Genomic DNA, 18,840 nt, shown 5'->3' with positions numbered 1-18,840 from the left:
CCCACGGCGGCGAGGGACAACCCCATGGCATCGTCTTGCAGCGAAAGCGATCACATCGACAGCGACCACGCGCCGACTGCGATGGGACCTTATACACACGGCGTCGGCCGCGCCACCTGTACCCCCGGGTACCGGGCAGCACGCCTTCGTTGAGGGCGCGCTGGCAGACAGTGGCCAAACTTCGTGATACTGTATCGACATCCAGTATTCAACGCCATGTCAGCCCTCCCCGCTCACCAGCCACTGCCCGCCGCCAACGAGGATCGGCTGCAGCTCGCACCGCACATCGCGGAGGCGGTCTGGCGCGGGAACGAGCTGGGCCACCAGGTCGCCGCCGAGGCCCTGTCGTCGGGCTGGGAGGCACTGGACGCCGAGCTGCCCGGCGGCGGCTGGCCCCGCCGTGCCGTGACCGAAATCCTCGCCGCCCAGCCCTCGGTCGTCGAATGGCGGCTCCTGTCGCCCGGCTTGCGCCAGGTCGTGCAGTCCGGTGGCCAGATCGTGGTCATCGGCCCACCGCGACACCCGCACCTGCCCGGCCTGCAGCACATGGGCCTGAGCGAACGGCAGTTCGTCTGGATCCAGGCCGACGCGCCCGCCGAACGGCTGTGGACGACCGAGCAGCTGATCAAGTCCAACGCGGCCGGGGCCGTCATCGCCTGGCTGCCCAAGGTCCGGGCCGACCAGCTGCGCCGCCTGCAGGTCTGTGCGCTGGCCTGCGACGGGCTGGTGTTCCTGTGCCGTCCCGAAGCCGCCCGCCACGAGGCGTCGGCCGCCCCGCTGCGCGTGCAGGCTGCGGCCGGCGAGGACTGGGACCTGTCCGTGCACCTCCTCAAGCGCCGCGGCCCGCCCCATGAGCAGGCCCTGCAGCTGCCATCGATCCCTGGAGGCCTGGCCTCCGTGCTGACGCCGCGCATGCGGCGTTCCGCACCTGTTCTTCGCGAGGCACCCCATGCTGTGGGCCGCCCTGTTGTTGCGGTCCGCCCCGAACACGCCGCCGTCGGATGAGCACCTGCGCGGACTGTCGACCTGGGCCCTGCAGTTCTCACCGCGGGTGGCCATCGTCGAAGACGCCGTGGTGCTCGAGGTCGACGGAAGCGTGCGCCTGTTCGGTGGCCGCCGGGCGCTGCGCGACCGCATCGTGGCGCAGGCGTCCGAACTCGACGTCGCCCAGGTGGCCTGGGCGCTCACGAGCCTCGCGGCCCTGGCCTTTGCCCGCGCCGGCCAGGAGAACGGCGTGCGCGGTGCCATGTCGGCGCTGCTGGACGCGCTCCCCATGGACGTGCTGGCGGCCGTGCGCCCACACCTGACGACGCTGACGCAGCTGGGCTGCCGCACGCTCGGCGACGTGCGCGCGCTGCCGCGAGGCGGCCTCAGCCGGCGTTTCGACAAGCCGCTGCTGGTCGCCCTGGACCAGACCTATGGCCTGCGGCCGGAGGCCCATGCCTGGGTGGCGCTGCCCGAGACCTTCCGCGCGCGCCTGGAGCTGATGTCGCGCGTGGACACGGCCCCTGCCTTGCTGTTCGGGGCGCGCCGGCTGGTCATGCAACTGTGCGGCTGGCTGGCCGCCCGGCATGCCGGCACGACCGCGTTCGTGCTGCGCTGGGTGCACGACGCCATGCGCCCGAAGGACGCGGGCGACGGCGGCGAGCTGACGGTCCGCACGGCGGTGCCCATGCGCGACGTCGAGCACCTGTGCCGCCTGCTGGCAGAGCACCTGGCCAAGACCCAGCTGGCCGCCCCGGCCGGCGACATCGAGCTCGAAGCCCTGGACGTGCAGCCGCTGGAGGAGCTCAGCAAGTCGCTGCTGCCGGACCCGGCCCAGTCTGGCGAGTCGCTGACCCTGGTGCTCGAGCGTGTTGCCGCTCGCCTCGGTCCCGAGAAGGTGCTGCGTCCGGGGCTGGTCGAGGACCACCGCATGGAGTGGCAGACCCAGTGGCAGCCGGCCCCGCAGCCCCTCCCGAAGAAGCGCGCCCGCCGCAGCCGCTTCCCCCAGCCAAGCTTCATCCTGCCCACGCCCCTGCGCCTGGCGATGCGCGGCGACCTGCCGATGTACCAGGGCGTGCTGCAGATGCGGGCCGGACCGCACCGCGTCGAGGGCGGCTGGTGGCACCGCGTCCAGGTCCAGAACGCGGAGACCACCGCGGTCGTCGTGCGCGACTACTGGGTGGCGCAGAGTCCGCACGCGGGGCTGCTATGGGTGTTCCATGAACGGCTCGGCGGCGACGACACGGCCTGGTACCTGCACGGCGCGTTCGCATGAGCGCCGACCCGCGCGCCGGCATCCCCGGCTACGCCGAGCTGCGCTGCCTGTCGAACTTCAGTTTTCTCAAGGGCGCCAGCTGGCCCGAAGAGCTGGTCGAACGGGCGAAGAAGTTGGGCTACAGCGCGCTGGCCGTATGCGACGAGTGCTCGATGGCCGGCGCCGTGCGCGCGCACGTCGAGGGCAAGGAACAGGGGCTGCACGTCATCCACGGCAGCCAGTTCGCGGTCGATTGCGACGCGCCCTTCGTGTTCGTCGTGCTGGCCTGCGATCTGGAGGGCTACGGCAACCTCTGCGAGTTCATCACCGGCCTGCGCAGGTGCGCGGACAAGGGTAGCTACCACCTGCGATTGGACGCGATCGACCCCGACGCGCTGCAGCACTGTGTCATTCTGGTCTCACCGGACCGCGAGTCCTCCGATGCGCAGCTCGAGACCATTGCACGCTGGCTGCTGACCAGTTTCACGGGACGGTGCTGGCTGGCCGTGGAGATGCAGCAGGTGCTGGACGACCAGATGTGGTTGCACCGCCTGCGCGAGGTCAGCCTGCTGACCGCCATCCCGCTGGTGGCCAGCGGCGACGTGCGCATGCATGTGCGCTCGCGCAAACCGCTGCACGACGTCATGACGGCCACGCGCGTCGGCCGGCCGCTGAACGACTGCGGGCTCGACCTGGAGATCAACTCCGAGCAGCACATGCGCTCGCGCGTGCAGCTGGCCCAGCGCTTCGCCGCCGACCTGCTGGCCGAGACGTTGAACGTCGCGGCGCGCTGCACGTTCTCCTTGGACGAGTTGCGCTACCAGTACCCCGACGAGGTCGTGCCGGACGGCCAGACGCCCACCAGCTACCTGCGCCAGCTGACGTACGAAGGGGCCGGACGCCGCTGGCCCGAGGGCGTGCCGGCCAAGGTGCAGGCGCAGATCGAGCACGAGCTCGGGCTCATCGCGGACCTGGGCTACGAGCACTACTTCCTGACGGTGGCGGACATCGTGCGCTTCGCACAGTCGCAACACATCCTGTGTCAGGGCCGCGGCAGCGCGGCCAACAGCGTGGTCTGCTACTGCATCGGCGTGACCGAGGTCGACCCGAACCGCATGAGCGTGCTGTTCGAACGCTTCATCTCCAAGGAACGCAACGAACCGCCGGACATCGACGTGGACTTCGAGCACCAGCGCCGCGAGGAGGTCATCCAGTACCTGTACCGCAAGTACGGCCGCGACCGGGCCGCCCTGACCGCGGTGGTCATCAAGTACCGGTCGAAGTCGGCGTTCAAGGATGTCGGCAAGGCCTTGGGGATCGCGCTGCCGCAGCTGGAGGCCCTGGCGAACAACCTGGCCTGGTGGGACGGCAGCGAGGTGATGCAGCAGCGCGTGGCCGAGGCCGGGTTGGACCCACAGGCCCTGGTCGTGCAGCAGCTCATGAGCCTCACGGCGCAGCTAATCGGCATGCCACGGCACATGAGCCAGCACCCCGGCGGGTTCGTGCTGACCAAAGGCCCGTTGAAGCGCATGGTCCCGATTGAGAACGCGGCCATGGAAGACCGCACGATCTGCGAATGGGACAAGGACGACCTGGATGCGTTGGGCCTGCTCAAGGTGGACGTGCTGGCCCTGGGCATGCTGTCGGCGATCCGTCGTTCGCTGGCGTTCATCAGTGAGCGCAAAGGGTATGCGTTCTCCATGCAGGACATCCCGTCCGAGGACCCGGTCACCTACGACATGATCTCGCGCGCCGACACCGTGGGCGTGTTCCAGATCGAGAGCCGCGCGCAGATGTCCATGCTGCCGCGGCTCAAGCCCGCGTGCTTCTACGACCTGGTCATCGAGGTCGCGATCGTGCGGCCCGGACCCATCCAAGGGCAGATGGTCCATCCCTACCTGAACCGGCGGCAGGGCAAGGAGCCAGTGGTGTATCCGAGCGCGGCGCTGGAGGAGGCATTGGGCCGCACGCTGGGCGTGCCGATCTTCCAGGAGCAGGTCATGCAGGTCGCGATCCTGGCGGCGGGATTCACGGCCGGCGAGGCCGACCAGCTGCGGCGGTCGATGGCGGCCTGGAAGCGCAAGGGCGGCCTGCAGCAGTATTACGACAAGATCGTCACGGGCATGACCTCGCGTGGGTACGAGGAAGCCTTCGCGAAGCAGATCTTCGAGCAGATCAAAGGGTTCAGCGAGTACGGGTTTCCGGAGAGCCACGCGGCGAGCTTCGCGCTGCTGGTCTACGCGTCCTGCTGGATCAAGTGCCATCATCCGGCGGAGTTTCTGGCCGCGCTGCTGAACTCACAGCCGTTGGGGTTCTACTCGCCGTCGCAGCTGGTCCACGATGCACAGCGTCACGGGGTGCAGGTGCGGGCGGTGGACGTCATGGCCAGCGACTGGGATTGCACGCTAGAGGACCTGCCGCGGCCGCCTGCGGTGCGTCTGGGGCTGCGCATGGTCGTGGGTTTGCGGGAGACCTCGGCCAACCGCCTGGTGATCGCGCGCCAGGCGGCGCCGTTCGACGACGCCGACGACCTGGCACGGCGGGCGGAGCTGGAGCAGCACGAGATGCAGCTGCTGGCCGGTGCCGACGCGCTGATGAGCCTCGCGGGCCACCGCCGCCAGCAGGTCTGGCAAGCCTCGGCGCTCAGGCGCCCACCTCAACTGATGCGTGAGGCCGCGGTGGACGAGGACTTCCTGGAACTGGCCCCCGCGCGCGAGGGCGAAGAGGTCGTACACGACTACCACACGATCGGGCTCACGCTGCGCAGCCACCCGATGGCTCTGCTGCGCCCAGCTCTGCGCAAGCGCCGGCTAGCGTCTGCCGCGGACCTGGCGCGCGTGCCCGACGGGCGCATGGTGCGCTATGCCGGCATCGTGACGATCCGCCAGCAGCCGGAGACAGCCAAGGGCACCGTGTTCATCTCGCTCGAAGACGAAACGGGCAGTGTGCAAGTCATCGTGTGGCGGAGCCTCAAAGAGCAGCAGCGTGCTGAGGTGCTGCGCTCGCGGCTGTTAGCGGTGCACGGGCAGTGGCAGCGCCGAGAGGGCGTGACGAACCTGATCGCGCGGAAGCTGGCGGACCTGACCCCGTTGCTGGGACGGCTGGCGACCGGGAGCCGGGATTTTCGGTAGCAGGTAAGGGCGCGTGAACCGGCGTCAATGCCAGACATTTGTCGGAGGCGTGCAGCGCGGATCACGCTGATGCAACACCCCTTAAAGTTCATCCTCGTCCTCAGAATATTCATTGATTCCAGCGCCCTCCGCACACCGCAGAATGCCGAGGTTCGCGGGCTCGGCACCCATCGGCCCGCGTCGATGGTCCAGCGCACGATGCGCACGCCGCGCCCAGTCGCTGACCGCCCCAACTAACTTGTCTGTCAGAACTTCAATCTCCGCGCATCGCATCGCGAAGACAGCATGTCGCATGTACCGTGGTCGCCCTCCGATCGGGTCCAGAGGGCCGAGCGACCATCCCAGTCTGCGCCGCAGCTTGACTATGCGCTTGATCAGCCCTGTCCGCTCGTTTTCATGCTGCACGAAGTAGCGCAGCTTCAGGCATTTGCGGCAGGCGAGCCTCGTGCCGTCGACATACAGCGCCTGACGACGGCCCTGACACTCGGGGCAGAGCAACCAACGCCGATGGCCACCCAGGTGCAGCGGCTGCCACGACAGACTGACAGACCAAGCAAGCGCTCCATGCACCACGCGCACGAATTCGTTGACCTGCCGACCCAGGCCGTCGTACTCGCACTGAATGGTAGGGCCGTGCCGCTGCAACGCGGAGCCGCTCGCAGCGTGCGTCAGCACGGCGGCCGGAAGATCCTCCATTGCCCTCGCCCCCCCGCGGCTGCCGCGCCATCCACCAAATACCGTTCCCATCGTATTGCCTAAATGCCTTGGTCCAATGCGCCCGGCAGGCCGCGGTGCACAACGGCTTCGAGGACCCGCTCAACACCTGGGCAGTTCTGAGCATCGGTCATCAGGACGTTGACCATCTTTGCTGCGCTGTCGCGAGGCCAAGATGGAATTCTGGCTAGCGTGCCATTTGGGCGCTGGAAAACGATCACGTGGCTGGCCTCGGCGAACTGTGGCTCAAACCGCGAAATCGGACGCATGCGGATCGAGCGCAATGGGTGTAGCGCGAACCAGATGCCGTCCGGGATGCTGCCACCTTCCAACAGTGCGGTCGGGGCATAGACCGCGCGCGTGGACCCATCCGGCAAGCCCGGCTCGGCGCCCTGCCCCACATCGGCCGCGTTCATCGCGGTCTCCAGCGTCGATTCAGCGTCGACACCTCGGGCATGACGCGACCCAGGGTTGCGGCGAGTCCTTTTTCCACCAAGGGAGCGACGGGCGCGTTGGACATCATCGACTCGACGTATGCGGCCGGTCCCTGCGGCGTGAGTGGCACCCGCATTCGGTCTCCGGGGCTGAGCTTGACGACCAGCACGTGCGTAGACGCCGCGAACTCGGCGGGCAAGCGCAGGCGCAAACGCAGCGTTCGCTTGGGACGCGCTTCGAACCAATCGCGGTCGACGGCGCTGGCGCAGGGGTCTTTGGGAAGTGTTGCAGTGCTCATTGTTGTGATGCTGATGGTTGAAGGAAAGCTAGCGCTGAGGTCGCGGGACACGACAGGGACAACGGGACACCCCTTAAGGGTGGTGTCCCGGGTGTCCCACTGATGTCCTGGGCGTGTCCTGGATTTGTCCGAAGGCCCGCGCAGTGTCGAAATCGGATCCGATGGAGTTCAACCGCTGTCGAACATCGAGACCATCGCGAGACAATTGCGGGACAACGGCCACCTTCGTCGCAGACGGTGCCAGTCTCGACTTTGTCCCACGCCGCAAACCGAGTGCGATCGCGTTCATCGGAGTTCAGAAATCGCTTGCCCGCAAATCGGTCGAAGCGGCTCATACTTCTTGAGTTTTCTTCAGCTCGGGTCATCGCGGTCTTCGACGTCCCATGGAGAGCTGACGGGGTGCTTGGGCCTCAGCAAGTACTGGGCGATCAACGCATCGTTGGTGTCTGGCAACGAGTAGTCCTGTCCGTCGACCTGGAGATGCCCGCCCTCGACGAGGTCCTTCAGCGCTCGGGAGAACGCTTTCCTGCGCGCAGCGGGGTTGTCCGCGTGGTGGGTCCTGACGAAGTGGTCTCGCCAGTCGTCTACGTGTACTGCCACGCGCCCGCCCGATCTCTGCCCTCGCTCCACCGCAACGACGATGAATGCCTCGAGGCCGAACCTGAGCTTCGGAGGCAAGCGCTTCGGCAAACGCTCGTCCCCGCTCTCGCGATCGTGCTCGTCGCTCAGCAGGAGGACGGCGCTTTCCATCGGGCGCCCCTCGGCGTCCAGCCAGTCGAGCACAACGCGTTTCAGCCGCATCGCGATTGGTGCGTGCAGCTCAGACTCCTTGGACTTGACATGGGTCAGGCAAACCTGGCCGGGGCCTTCCATGCCCACCATGAACTCGGAATCGACCGCGCCGTGCAAGGCAGAGGAGCCCCGCATGCGACCTTTGTCGGCGACGCCGGAATGGTGGACGATGAGCACCGTGCAGCCCAGCGCCCGCTGCATCTGGGTCATGCGCTGTACGAACAGGCTCATGTCAGCGGTCGAGTTCTCGTCGCCCCCGCCCATGTTCCGCGCCAGCGTGTCCACCACGATCAGTGAGGCAGCCCCGACCACTGCCATACGTTCGGCGACGGCCTTCTCGACCGCTTGCGCACTTTCCAAGTCCATGATGGCCGCCGGCGCCTCTGAGATGTACAAGGGAGCACCGTTCAGGCCGATCTTCGTCTCCAGCGTCCAGGCCCTCAGGCGACGTGTGATGCCCGCATGGCCTTCACCGGCGATGTAGAACACCGCGCCCTGCCGCGTCTTTCTGCCCCAGCAGGGTTGGCCGGTCGCAATACACGCGGACAACGCCAGCGCCGCGAAGCTCTTGCCCGCGCCGGGCGCGCCGAAGATCGCACAGGTCGCCTCGCTTTCGATCAAGCCATCCAGCAGATAAGCGACCGGCTTGTAGTTGGCAAGCAGAGTGGCCGCGTCGACGAACTTGAACGCCTTTGGTGCCCAGGCATGCGGACTGGTGTCCGGCAACGCGGCGATGAGCTGGGCCGCATTCGACCTGGGATTGACCCAACCACGGCGCTGGGCCTCCGCGAAGACTGCCTCGTAGCTGGTGCGGGAGGGCTGGGCAGAGTCCCAAGTCTCCTGCGCGTCTGCTGCGTCGTACTTCTTGGACCGTTGTGACCATTCATGGAACAGGCTTAGACCAGCAGAACCGATGGTTTTCAGCGCCATCATCATGCCGATCCACATCGCGCGATCGTCCGAAGGAATGATGGTGAGCGCACTGCGCAAGTCGACGACAGTTCTCGGATCCACATCCTCCACGGTGGGCAGCTCAGCCCGTTCCGCCTCGTGCCCCCCTGCCTCGTTCGAGAGCTCAGCAGTCGGCGTTCCGCCAGCGGCACGGTGTACGGGCACCAAGGAGACGCAGACGAAGTCGGCGAGGTCCGAGATGTCGCCGCGTCCAACGCCCTCCCCTGTCACCGTAAAAAATCGGCCGCAGGAGTACGCTTCAATGCCCGATGCATTGCTCGCGAGTGGAGCGAACTGGCGTCCGTAGCCAATGGCATGCGCGCCCTTGCCGCTGGGGCTGATTTCCGTGTAGCCGGGGAGCGCGTCGACGATGTGCGCCATCTGCTCGCCATGGCTTGCCACATCGTCGAGGTCTATGCCTTGCCAGAATTTGCCTCGCTCGTCTGGCCCCAGTGCAAAACCCAAGCCTGCGCCTTCGTGGTGGACCAGTCCGACCAATGCCTGCTCGAAGTCCGACAGTTGTGCGCGATCGTCGCTACTGTCCAGCTCGATGCCGAAACCACGGCGCTTGCCGCTGGCGTAGCAGGGAATCTTGCGCGCCTTTTTGCCCTCCCCCCGTGGCTCTGATCGCCAAAACAGCCATCGCCGGGCTTGGCGAAGCGACGCTGGAATGTCGCAGTACCGCTCCTTCAGCGCGTCAACGCGCTGTTGGAACGACTGCATCGCGTCCTCGCTGGTCATTTCTTGCAGCCCATGCTGTTGAAGCTGAAGCCCTGATCGGTCTTGCCCCTGCCGACCGCCCCTCGGCTGAACATCTGCACACGGCCGAAGCGAGCGAAGAGAGCGACAAGGCTATCGAAAGGGCATTCGAAGAGATGGCCATCACTTGAAAGACACGTCGCTATGCCGTCATCTGCTGCAGCGCGATGGACGCCGCACCAAACAACTACTGCGCGCGCCTTCGTGCCTGCGCAGCCAGGATCAACCTGGCGAGACGACTCCTTCGCAGACTGACCGTGGACCGCATGCGGCGCCATGCTGGCTTCGGATTCGATCCAGTTGGGGCTGTACCCTTGGGCCATCATCCTGATACCTCGGTGGGCTTGGCCAGCAAGGCAAGCACCTCAGACGAGCGCCAGGCAACTGCGTGCAGTCCAATCTTGACGGGCTGCGGGTAGCGTCCGGCCTTCACGCCCTCCAGCCACGTCGTGCGCGACACGGGTATCAGCGCCGCGATCGCTTGGCGAGGCCGGCACCCGCGTTGGCCATTGGCAGCGTTGTGGCGTGCCTGTTCCGGGGAGATCGCCCGCTGCCCAATGATCTGCGGAAGGCGCAGCAAGTGGTCGTTGGTAGATGTTTCAGGCCTCACTTGATGCATCCCGTGGTTGCCGCACGCATATTGAAGGATTTGCCGGATCGATACGACCCTGCGCAGCTTCGCCGGGACTGTTGCGACTGCCCCAAAGCGACTCGAGAGCGCCGCATGGAGTAGATCGTCAGCAATGAGCGGCTGGACTCGCCGACGCTCACGCGGCCGTCCAGAATCGCCACGGAGGGTCGAGCAGCGAGCTGCAACGGCGCGGGCAGTCGCGCCAGTTGCAGTGGAGGCGCGGCCGCGTTAAGGCGCTGTTCACGCACGAGGCTCTGGTGATCTGCTGCCCGCACCAGCACCGGCCCAGGCGCGTGGCCGAGGGCGTTAGCAACCAGCCCCCCGACGGAGCATCCATGCGTCCGGCCGAAGCCGTTGCAGGGGCAGTGCACCTCTTCGCTGTTGACGGCCTGGACAGTGCGACCGTCGAATGTCACGCGTCCGGTCACGACTTGGCCTCCCCGCTTGACTTGGATTGCAGCGGACCCAGTAGTGCAGAGCCCCACGCGACGGCGTGTGGGCCGACCTTGGCAGGCTGGGAATACCCCGCTGCACCCGTAGGGGCCGCCGGCTCTGCACGCGTCACGGGGGCGCCGGTCGAGCAGTTGAACGCAGCGGCAGAGAATCCTGTCCTGCGCGCAATCCAATGCCGACCGCGAGCCTTGCGGATGACGTCGGCATCTTGCAGCGCCTGACGGTGCACGCGCAAGAAGTTGTGGAACTGCCAAGTTCCCGGGTTGTGGCCCAGCTCGGGATGATTGCGAATGAATGCTGCCCAGGCGTCATGCGCTGGTGCCCATTCGGATGGTGATGTCGAAATTTGAGACTCCTGTTGGTTCACGCTTGCGGCGTGGCAGCAGTCTCTGCGCATCAACTCAATTCGATCTCACAATTGTGGATTGCGCTGGTCTACGTTGATTCTTCAATGACATCTTCGCCATCGTAGAGACGGTTTCGCAACGTCACAGTACCCAAGCCTCTGAAATGCTTAAACTCTTCTGCGATGCGTGTGACCAGCGCCGCGCGGTTTTCGAATTCCGGATGCGCCTTGAAGTTGTACTTTCCTTCGATCATCGTCAGCAAAGCGCCGATGATGTGAAGATTGGTCTTGTCGATCCGAGCGGTGTCCTGCGTACGCGGCTGCTTCTTGCGGGCGACTGTCAACGTGCCGCCGACATCGGGTTTCATCTTTAGAAGCTTGCCCTTGGGCCAGCCGAGGCGGCTCCAGACAGAAAACTCCCTGAAGTCCGCGGCAGGAGATTGGGTCAGATCGTCATCGTCGACTTGCCATCGCGCTTGCCATAAGGCGTGGTCCGCCAACACTTCGAGCGCCTCTTTGGCTTCGAAGCTTTCCTTCGAGAACGGACCTTGGCGCCCGAACCGGTCGTAGCCATCGATCCCGTCCTCCTCGATCGCCGTCGCGAGCTGCGCTGGCGTCTTTCCCAACTGCAACACCAGCACATCCAGCCTGCAGAACCAGTCATCTGGCAGTTCGTCGAACGGAACTGGTTTGCTGTTGAAGACGTTCTCTATGTCGATGCCCATGCTGTTTCCTGCGCCTTGCGCAATGCTTCTGTTTCCAAGTGTCCGTAGCGCCGCGCCAGTACCGCGGGATCGTGCCCGAGTACCTGTGCCGCCACACCGAGCGTCACGCCCGCGCGCAGCAGCGATGCGGCCGCGGCGTGGCGAATGTCGTGCATGCGCAGCGTGGGCATCTTGGCCTCTGCGGCCAGCGTTTCCCACGCCTTCCTGAAACTGATCGGCTGCCCCGGCACACGGCCCTGGAACATCAGTTCATCGGCCTTGCGTGTCGGGAAGACGCGCTGGATCAGTGCCGCCGTCTCTTCGCTGAAGAAAAGGACCCGCGGTGTGCCGTTCTTCGTGATCGGCGCCAACACCTCCCGCCGCTCCAGGTCCACGTCACGCCAGCGCCGTTCAAGCAGCTCGGACTTGCGCGCGCCGGTGTCGATCAGCAGCGCGACGTAGACGCCGAAGGAGCGGTCCCGAAATGCGAGCGCACGGGCGCGCAAAGCGTCAACTTGTTCTCGCTCGATATGCACTCGCCGGATCGGCTCGTCATAGCGGCGCACGCCGAGCGTGGGGCTGCGGTAACCGCGCGGTGAGAGTCGCTTTTCTTTGGCCCAGCGGTACACGCTGCCGAGCGCCGACAAGTCGCGGTTGACGGCGGACGTCTTGTAGCCGTGGTCCAGCATGGCCTGCGCGGCCGTCTCCAGCTGCTCGCTGGTCACTGTCCAGGCTGAGAAATGGCCCATGGCCGCGACCCACTTGCGCAGTCGCGTGTCGCTGCCGTCGCACTTGGCGACGCAAAAAGCATTCACGAGTTCCGCGAGGGTCAGTTCACTGGCGGGTTGTTCGACGCTCGCCGCGAGCGCTGCGGCCAGGTCGATCTTCTGACGAGAGGTTGTGCGCACTACGATTTCCCAAAAGATCACTGCCGTGATCGGTTGTCAAAATCGCCGCAAGCGTGCGTTATTCCTCTTATAGATCAACGATCTATGGTGGGCGGTGCAGGCTTCGAACCTGCGACCCCTGCCGTGTGAAGGCAGTGCTCTACCCCTGAGCTAACCGCCCTGAATCTTGTTCAGGAAAGCCTGTGATTATGCCACAGAAATTTCCGCCATCCGCCAGATCGTCTTGCCGCCACTCGATTTGTCGAGCTGGGCCAACACAGCCTCGTGCTGCACCAATTCATCGGCAGCTGCCGTGAGGATGATCAGCTCGAAGGTTCGCAGGTCCACACTCGGCACGTCGGCCACGGCGATCTCGGTCGGCTCCACGTCGATCAGCAGCGCGTCCTGGCCACGCGTCATGTTGATGTAGACGTCTGCCAGCAGTTCGGCGTCCAGCAGCGCGCCGTGCAGCGTGCGCCCTGAGTTGTCGACTTCCAGGCGGCTGCACAGCGCATCGAGCGAGTTGCGCTTGCCCGGGAACATCTCCTTGGCCATGGCCAGCGAGTCGGTCACGCCGGCCACGACGCCACTGATCGGGCCCCGGCCCAGCAGCTCGAGCTCGCGGTTCAGGAAGCCAACGTCGAAGGGCGCGTTGTGGATGATGATCTCGGCGCCCTGCAGGTACTCCAGCAGCTCGTCGACCACGGCGGCGAACTTGGGCTTGTCGCGCAGGAACTCGTTGCTGATGCCATGGACCTTGAGCGCATCCTCGTGGCTGTCGCGCTCGGGGTTCAGGTAGAAGTGCTTGTTGTTGCCCGTGAGCTTGCGCTGCAGCAGCTCCACGCAACCGATTTCGATGATGCGGTCGCCGTTGGCCGCGGACAGGCCCGTGGTTTCGGTGTCCAGGACGATCTGCCGCATGGTCAGTGGTTCTCCTTGGCATGGTTGATCGAGTACTTGGGGATCTCGACCGTCACGTCCTGCTGCGCCAGCAGAGCCTGGCAGGACAGGCGCGACTGCGGCTCCAGGCCCCAGGCGCGGTCCAGCAGGTCTTCCTCGGCTTCTTCCAGTTCATTGAGCGACGCGAAGCCCTGGCGCACGACCACGTGGCAGGTCGTGCAGGCGCAGCTCATGTCGCAGGCGTGTTCGATCGCGATGCCGTTGTCCAGCATGGCCTCGCAGATGGAGGTGCCCGTGGCGGCGCGCAGCTCTGCGCCTGCCGGGCAGTATTCGGGATGGGGCAATACCTTGATGACGGGCATTCAAACGGCCTCGATGTTCTTGCCGGACAGTGCCTGGCGGATGCCCTGGTTCATGCGCAGGGCAGCGAAAGCCTCCGTGCCCTTGGCCAGTTGCTCGGTGGTCTGGGTCATGGCCTGCGTGTCGTCGGCCTGGCGCGCCTGTTGCGCGGCAGCGATCAATGCGTCCAGCGCGGCACGCTCGTCCGTGGACAGCAGCGCACCATCGGCCTGCAGCGCACTGCGCGTGGCCAGCACCATGCGGTCCAGCTCGACGCGGGCCTCGGCCTGCGCGCGGGCCTGCATGTCCTGGCCCGCGGTCGAAAAACTCTCCTGCAGCATGCGTGCGATCTCATCGTCGCTGAGGCCATAGGATGGCTTGACGTCCACGCGTGCCTCCACACCGCTGCCCTGCTCGCGCGCGCTGACAGTCAGCAGGCCGTCGGCATCGACGGTGAAGGTGACACGAATGCGCGCGGCGCCGGCCGCCATGGGCGGAATGCCGCGCAGCTCGAAACGCGCGAGGCTGCGGCAGTCGGCCACCAGATCCCGCTCGCCCTGCACCACGTGCAGCGCCAGCGCTGTCTGGCCGTCCTGGTAGGTCGTGAAGTCCTGCGCCATGGCCGTCGGGATGGTCTGATTGCGCGGCACGATGCGTTCGACCAGCCCGCCCATGGTCTCGATGCCGAGCGACAGCGGGATCACGTCGAGCAGCAACAGGTCGGCCGCGCCGCTGTTGCCGGCCAGCTGGTCGGCCTGGATTGCGGCGCCCAGGGCCACGACCTCGTCCGGGTTCAGGTTCGTCAACGGCTCCTTGCCGAAGAACGACTGCACGGCCTGCCGGATCTGCGGCATGCGCGTGGCGCCGCCGACCAGCACCGTGCCCTGCACTTCGCCAGCCGACAGACGCGCATCGCGCAAGGCCTTGCGTACAGCCACCATCGTGCGTGCGGTCAACGCAGCTGTGCAGTCGTCGAACACGGCGCGCGTGACCTCGACCGACAGCTCCTGCGCCGCAAGCGCCACGCGCAACGTGGTCGTAGGCTCGGCCGACAAGGCCTCCTTGGCCGCGCGCGCGGCACGGTAAAGCGCCACGCGATCGGCGGCGCTCTCGGCGCGCAGGCCGGTCTTGTGCAGCGCCCAGTCGGCCAGCGCGCGGTCATAGTCGTCGCCGCCGAGGGCGGAATCGCCGCCGGCCGCGATGACCTCGAACACGCCCTGGCTCAGGCGAAGGATGGAAATGTCGAAGGTGCCGCCGCCCAGGTCGTAGACGGCGTAGATGCCTTCGCTCGCGTTGTCCAGGCCGTAGGCGATGGCAGCCGCGGTGGGCTCGTTGATCAGTCGCAGCACGTTGATGCCGGCCAGTTGCGCAGCGTCCTTGGTGGCCTGGCGCTGGGCATCGTCGAAGTAGGCGGGCACGGTGATCACGGCGCCGTGCAGGTCGTCGTCAAAGCTGTCCTCGGCGCGAAAGCGCAAGGTTGCCAGGATTTCGGCACTCACTTCCACCGGTGTCTTGGGGCCGGCGGCCGTCTCGATGCGGACCATGCCCGAGGTGGCGTCCGCATCCGCCAAACGATATGGCAGGTGCGCGCGGTCGACGTCGGCCGGCCCGCGGCCCATCAGGCGCTTGACCGAGGCGATGGTGTTCTCCGGGTCACTCGTCATCGCATCCAGCGCGTCGTGCCCGATCTGGCGGCCAGAACCGCCCGCCGCCTGGGCCAGGTAACGCACGACCGACGGAAGAATCACGCGACCTTGCGCATCGGGCAGGCACTCGGCCACGCCGTTGCGCACGGCTGCGACCAGGGAATGCGTGGTGCCCAAATCGATGCCGACGGCAATGCGGCGCTGGTGGGGATCGGGCGAAAAACCCGGCTCGGAAATCTGCAATAAAGCCATGTCGTCATTGTCCTTCGGAAGGCAAGGCCCCCGCGCTGGAGCAGGCATCGCGCCTGTCGTCCACGGCATCGAACAGGCGCTCGATGAACATCAGCGCGCGAACCTGCTCGGCCGCGCCGGCGTAGTCTGCTGCCTCATCGAGCAGTCGCGCGCAACGCTGCAGCAGGTTTTCGCGCTCGGCCGTCAGCTCCTGTGCCAGCACATCGCAGTCGGCCACGCTCTGGGCCTCCTCCAGTCGCTCATGCCACGCCATCTGGCGCATCAGGAACGCGGGCGGCATCTTGGTATTGCCGTGCTTGTCGATGGCTACGCCGTGCAGTTCGCACAGGTAGGCCGCGCGCCGCAAAGGGTCGCGCAGCCGTTGCCAAGCCTCGTTGATGCGCACCGACCATTGCATGGCGACGCGCTGCGCAGAGGAGCCCTGCGCGGCAAAGCGGTCCGGGTGGGCCTCGCGCTGCAAGGCCTTCCAACGTTCCTGCAATGCCGCCATGTCCTGCGCGAAGCGGGGCTGCACGTCGAACAGCTCGAAATCGTTGGACTGAAGATTCATCGTGAGAGGCACGCAACGCGTTGCGACATGAAAAAACCGCCATCCCGCACTGCGTGCGGCGCCATGGCGGTGTGGCCGGAAGGACAAACGCTCAGACGCGGAAGCTTTCCCCGCAGCCGCACTTGTCGCGCTCGTTCGGATTCTCGAAGCGGAAACCTTCGTTCAGACCTTCGCGCACGAAATCAAGTTTGGTGCCGTCGATATAAGCCAGGCTCTTGGGATCCACCAGCACCTTCACACCGTGGTCTTCAAAGACCACGTCTTCCGGCGCCGGCTCGTCCACGTATTCCAACTTGTAGGCCAAGCCCGAACAGCCCGTGGTCTTGACGCCCAGCCGCACGCCCAAGCCCTTGCCGCGCTTGGCGATGTAGCGGCTGACATGGCGCGCAGCGGCCTCGGTCAGCGTCACACCCATATCAGTGGACCTGCGTCTGCGCGGCCTCGGCCACGCCATGCTTCTTGCGGTAGTCGTCGACCGCCGCCTTAATAGCGTCTTCAGCCAGGATGGAGCAGTGGATCTTGACCGGCGGCAATGCCAATTCTTCAGCGATCTGACTGTTCTTCAGCGAAGCCGCTTCATCCAGCGTCTTGCCCTTGACCCACTCGGTCACGAGCGACGACGAGGCAATGGCCGAACCACAACCATAGGTCTTGAAGCGTGCGTCTTCGATCACACCGGTCTGGGGATTCACCTTGATCTGCAACTTCATCACGTCACCGCAGGCAGGTGCGCCCACCATGCCGGTGCCGACGGACTCATCGCCCTTTTCAAAGGAACCCACGTTGCGCGGGTTCTCGTAATGGTCAACAACTTTTTCAGAATAAGCCATGATTTCCAACTCCTGTCTGGTCGGCCGGCGTCAATGCGCCGTCCATTGAATCGAAGCGATGTCCACGCCATCCTGGTACATCTCCCACAGGGGACTGAGCGCGCGCAACTTATCGACGTTCTGGCGGATGGTCTGCACCGCGTAGTCGATGTCGGCCTCGGTCGTCCAGCGACCGATGGTCATGCGCAGGCTGCTGTGAGCCAGTTCGTCGCTGCGGCCCAGCGCGCGCAACACATAGCTGGGCTCCAGGCTGGCAGACGTGCAGGCCGAGCCGCTGGAGACTGCAAGGCCCTTGATGCCCATGATCAGCGACTCGCCTTCAACGAAGTTAAAGCTCATGTTCAGGTTGTGCGGCACACGGCGGTCGGCATGGCCATTGACGAACACCTGCTCGATGTCACTCAGCCCTGCCAGCATACGGTCATGCAATGCCCGGATGCGCTTGTTCTCTTCGGCCATCTCGGCCTTGGCGATGCGGTAGGCCTCGCCCATGCCGACGATCTGGTGCGTGGGCAGCGTGCCCGAGCGCATGCCGCGCTCGTGGCCACCACCATGCATCTGTGCCTCGATGCGGATGCGCGGCTTGCGGCGCACGTACAACGCACCGATGCCCTTGGGGCCATAAGTCTTGTGCGAGGTCAGGCTCATCAGGTCGACCTTCAGGGTGCCCAGATCGATGTCAACCCGGCCCGTGGCCTGTGCCGCGTCCACATGGAACACGACGCCCTTGGCACGGCAGATCTCGCCAATGGCGGCAATGTCCTGGATCACGCCAATCTCGTTGTTCACGAACATCACGCTGGCCAGGATGGTGTCGGGCCGGATCGCCTGCTCGAAAACCGCCAGGTCCAGCAGGCCGTCTTCCTGGACATCCAGGTACGTGACTTCGAAGCCCTGGCGCTCCAGTTCGCGGCAAGTGTCCAGCACAGCCTTGTGCTCGGTCTTGACCGTGATGAGGTGGCGACCCTTGCCTTTGTAGAAATTGGCAGCGCCCTTGAGCGCAAGGTTGTTGGACTCGGTGGCGCCCGACGTCCAGACGATCTCGCGCGGATCGGCACCGATCAATGTTGCAACGTGTTCGCGCGCCTTCTCAACGGCTGCTTCGGCCTCCCAACCCCAGGCATGGCTGCGCGATGCAGGGTTGCCGAAATGCTCCCGCAGCCATGGAATCATGGCGTCCACTACCCGCTCGTCGCAGGGATTGGTCGCGCTGTAGTCCATGTAAATCGGGAAGTGGGGCGTGCTTGACATTGGCTAGCTTTCAGTCGGCTGGCTGCGAAGGAGATGGGGCTCAGGACTTGGCAAACGCGTTGCCGAGCGCGAAGACCGAGTTGGGCGCGTTGATGCGGATGGGCTTGACCACAGGCGCTGGGGAAATGGCGCGCTTGATCATGGGCTTCGTCTCGACCTGCACGCCCTTGGCCAGCTGCTCGTCCACCAGTTTTTGCAGCGTGACGGAGTCGAGAAACTCGACCATGCGCGCATTCAAAGCAGCCCACAGCTCGTGGGTCATGCAGCGGCCGGCCTCACCAAGGCAGTTCTCCTTGCCTGCGCAATTCGTGGCGTCGATGGGCTCATCCACCGAGACGATGATGTCGGCAACCGTGATGTCAGCGGCCTTGCGGCCCAGCGTGTACCCGCCGCCGGGGCCACGCGTCGATTCGACCAGGTCGTGGCGGCGCAGCTTGCCGAACAACTGCTCGAGATAGGACAGCGAAATCTGCTGACGTTGGCTGATGGCTGCCAGCGTCACAGGACCGTTGTTCTGGCGCAGGGCCAGATCGATCATGGCGGTTACCGCAAAGCGGCCTTTGGTCGTGAGACGCATCGCAAGCTCCTTTGTGCTTTGATCTACCGTTGAAGCCGCATCCGGGCTGATTGCCCTATACGGCGCGCTTTTACCTGCTGGTGCCTGTCTGTGGCATGCGGCTAGAGCCCTCAACTGATGGACTTCTTGATGCGCTTGTTTGTTCCCGAGGAATT

18 protein-coding genes and 1 tRNA gene are annotated in these 18,840 nt (G+C 65.5%); 3 read left to right on the top strand and 16 right to left on the bottom strand.

The genetic code is table 11. From position 1 onward, the window contains the following. The first annotated feature begins 216 nt into the window (after positions 1 to 216). From imuA to ASF43_RS07905, 3 genes are read left to right on the top strand one after another with little or no spacing between them, the layout of a single operon-like run. The gene (gene imuA / locus ASF43_RS07915; protein WP_056178661.1) at positions 217 to 1,005 is read left to right on the top strand and encodes a translesion DNA synthesis-associated protein ImuA; all 789 of its coding nucleotides are present in this window, start codon (positions 217 to 219) and stop codon (positions 1,003 to 1,005) included. Next, positions 950 to 2,260 (top strand): DNA polymerase Y family protein, encoded by a 1,311-nt coding sequence (locus tag ASF43_RS07910; protein WP_056178660.1) that lies wholly within the window; start codon positions 950 to 952, stop codon positions 2,258 to 2,260. Before imuA ends, ASF43_RS07910 begins: the two co-directional genes overlap by 56 nt. Further along, positions 2,257 to 5,370 carry an error-prone DNA polymerase gene (locus ASF43_RS07905; protein ID WP_056178654.1) on the top strand — a complete coding sequence of 1,038 codons (3,114 nt, stop codon included), beginning with the start codon at positions 2,257 to 2,259 and terminating at the stop codon, positions 5,368 to 5,370. Before ASF43_RS07910 ends, ASF43_RS07905 begins: the two co-directional genes overlap by 4 nt. Before the next feature lie 81 nt (positions 5,371 to 5,451). On the opposite strand, the gene ASF43_RS07900 is transcribed toward ASF43_RS07905, so the two are convergent. From ASF43_RS07900 to iscR, 16 genes are all read right to left on the bottom strand, one after another. Further along, the gene (locus tag ASF43_RS07900; RefSeq protein ID WP_056178652.1) at positions 5,452 to 6,066 is read right to left on the bottom strand and encodes a hypothetical protein; all 615 of its coding nucleotides are present in this window, start codon (positions 6,064 to 6,066) and stop codon (positions 5,452 to 5,454) included. Positions 6,067 to 6,125: 59 nt separating this feature from the next. Continuing rightward, positions 6,126 to 6,500 (bottom strand): hypothetical protein, encoded by a 375-nt coding sequence (locus ASF43_RS07895; protein WP_056178651.1) that lies wholly within the window; start codon positions 6,498 to 6,500, stop codon positions 6,126 to 6,128. Beyond that, positions 6,497 to 6,817: a hypothetical protein gene (locus ASF43_RS30495; RefSeq protein WP_156373199.1), complete on the bottom strand. Its 321-nt coding sequence runs from the start codon at positions 6,815 to 6,817 to the stop codon at positions 6,497 to 6,499. The genes ASF43_RS07895 and ASF43_RS30495 overlap by 4 nt, the downstream gene beginning before the upstream one ends. 351 nt (positions 6,818 to 7,168) lie before the next feature. Further along, positions 7,169 to 9,301, bottom strand: coding sequence for an AAA family ATPase (locus tag ASF43_RS07890; RefSeq protein ID WP_056178646.1), 2,133 nt, complete (start codon positions 9,299 to 9,301; stop codon positions 7,169 to 7,171). Positions 9,302 to 9,641: 340 nt separating this feature from the next. Next, positions 9,642 to 9,938: an AlpA family transcriptional regulator gene (locus ASF43_RS29745; protein WP_082497692.1), complete on the bottom strand. Its 297-nt coding sequence runs from the start codon at positions 9,936 to 9,938 to the stop codon at positions 9,642 to 9,644. A gap of 900 nt (positions 9,939 to 10,838) precedes the next feature. Further along, positions 10,839 to 11,474, bottom strand: a complete 636-nt coding sequence (locus ASF43_RS07885; RefSeq protein WP_056178645.1) for a hypothetical protein — start codon at positions 11,472 to 11,474, stop codon at positions 10,839 to 10,841. Continuing rightward, a complete protein-coding gene (locus ASF43_RS07880) occupies positions 11,459 to 12,361 on the bottom strand; it encodes a site-specific integrase (protein ID WP_156373198.1) in 903 nt (300 codons plus the stop codon). The genes ASF43_RS07885 and ASF43_RS07880 overlap by 16 nt, the downstream gene beginning before the upstream one ends. An 85-nt stretch (positions 12,362 to 12,446) precedes the next feature. Beyond that, a tRNA-Val gene (locus ASF43_RS07875) sits at positions 12,447 to 12,521 on the bottom strand. 26 nt (positions 12,522 to 12,547) lie between these two features. Continuing rightward, positions 12,548 to 13,261: a DNA polymerase III subunit epsilon gene (gene dnaQ, locus ASF43_RS07870; RefSeq protein WP_056178639.1), complete on the bottom strand. Its 714-nt coding sequence runs from the start codon at positions 13,259 to 13,261 to the stop codon at positions 12,548 to 12,550. A gap of 2 nt (positions 13,262 to 13,263) precedes the next feature. Beyond that, positions 13,264 to 13,602 (bottom strand): ISC system 2Fe-2S type ferredoxin, encoded by a 339-nt coding sequence (gene fdx, locus ASF43_RS07865; protein WP_056178638.1) that lies wholly within the window; start codon positions 13,600 to 13,602, stop codon positions 13,264 to 13,266. Next, a complete protein-coding gene (hscA, locus tag ASF43_RS07860) occupies positions 13,603 to 15,477 on the bottom strand; it encodes a Fe-S protein assembly chaperone HscA (protein ID WP_056178635.1) in 1,875 nt (624 codons plus the stop codon). A 4-nt stretch (positions 15,478 to 15,481) separates the two neighbouring features. Continuing rightward, complete coding sequence (hscB, locus tag ASF43_RS07855) at positions 15,482 to 16,027, bottom strand: Fe-S protein assembly co-chaperone HscB (protein ID WP_056178632.1); 546 nt, start codon at positions 16,025 to 16,027, stop codon at positions 15,482 to 15,484. Between the two features lie 91 nt (positions 16,028 to 16,118). Next, on the bottom strand, positions 16,119 to 16,442 hold the full coding sequence (iscA, locus tag ASF43_RS07850; protein ID WP_056178629.1) for an iron-sulfur cluster assembly protein IscA: 324 nt from the start codon (positions 16,440 to 16,442) through the stop codon (positions 16,119 to 16,121). 1 nt (position 16,443) lies between these two features. Continuing rightward, complete coding sequence (iscU, locus tag ASF43_RS07845) at positions 16,444 to 16,857, bottom strand: Fe-S cluster assembly scaffold IscU (RefSeq protein ID WP_056178802.1); 414 nt, start codon at positions 16,855 to 16,857, stop codon at positions 16,444 to 16,446. Between the two features lie 30 nt (positions 16,858 to 16,887). Beyond that, entirely contained in the window at positions 16,888 to 18,108 is a 1,221-nt protein-coding gene (locus ASF43_RS07840; protein WP_056178626.1) for an IscS subfamily cysteine desulfurase, read from the bottom strand. A gap of 40 nt (positions 18,109 to 18,148) precedes the next feature. Continuing rightward, positions 18,149 to 18,685 (bottom strand): Fe-S cluster assembly transcriptional regulator IscR, encoded by a 537-nt coding sequence (gene iscR, locus ASF43_RS07835; RefSeq protein ID WP_056178624.1) that lies wholly within the window; start codon positions 18,683 to 18,685, stop codon positions 18,149 to 18,151. Positions 18,686 to 18,840: the final 155 nt, after the last annotated feature.

The organism is Pseudorhodoferax sp. Leaf267 (genome assembly GCF_001422405.1).
In the GTDB taxonomy this organism is placed as follows: Bacteria; Pseudomonadota; Gammaproteobacteria; order Burkholderiales; family Burkholderiaceae_C; genus Pseudorhodoferax.
This window is presented reverse-complemented; position numbering and strand designations above follow the sequence as displayed.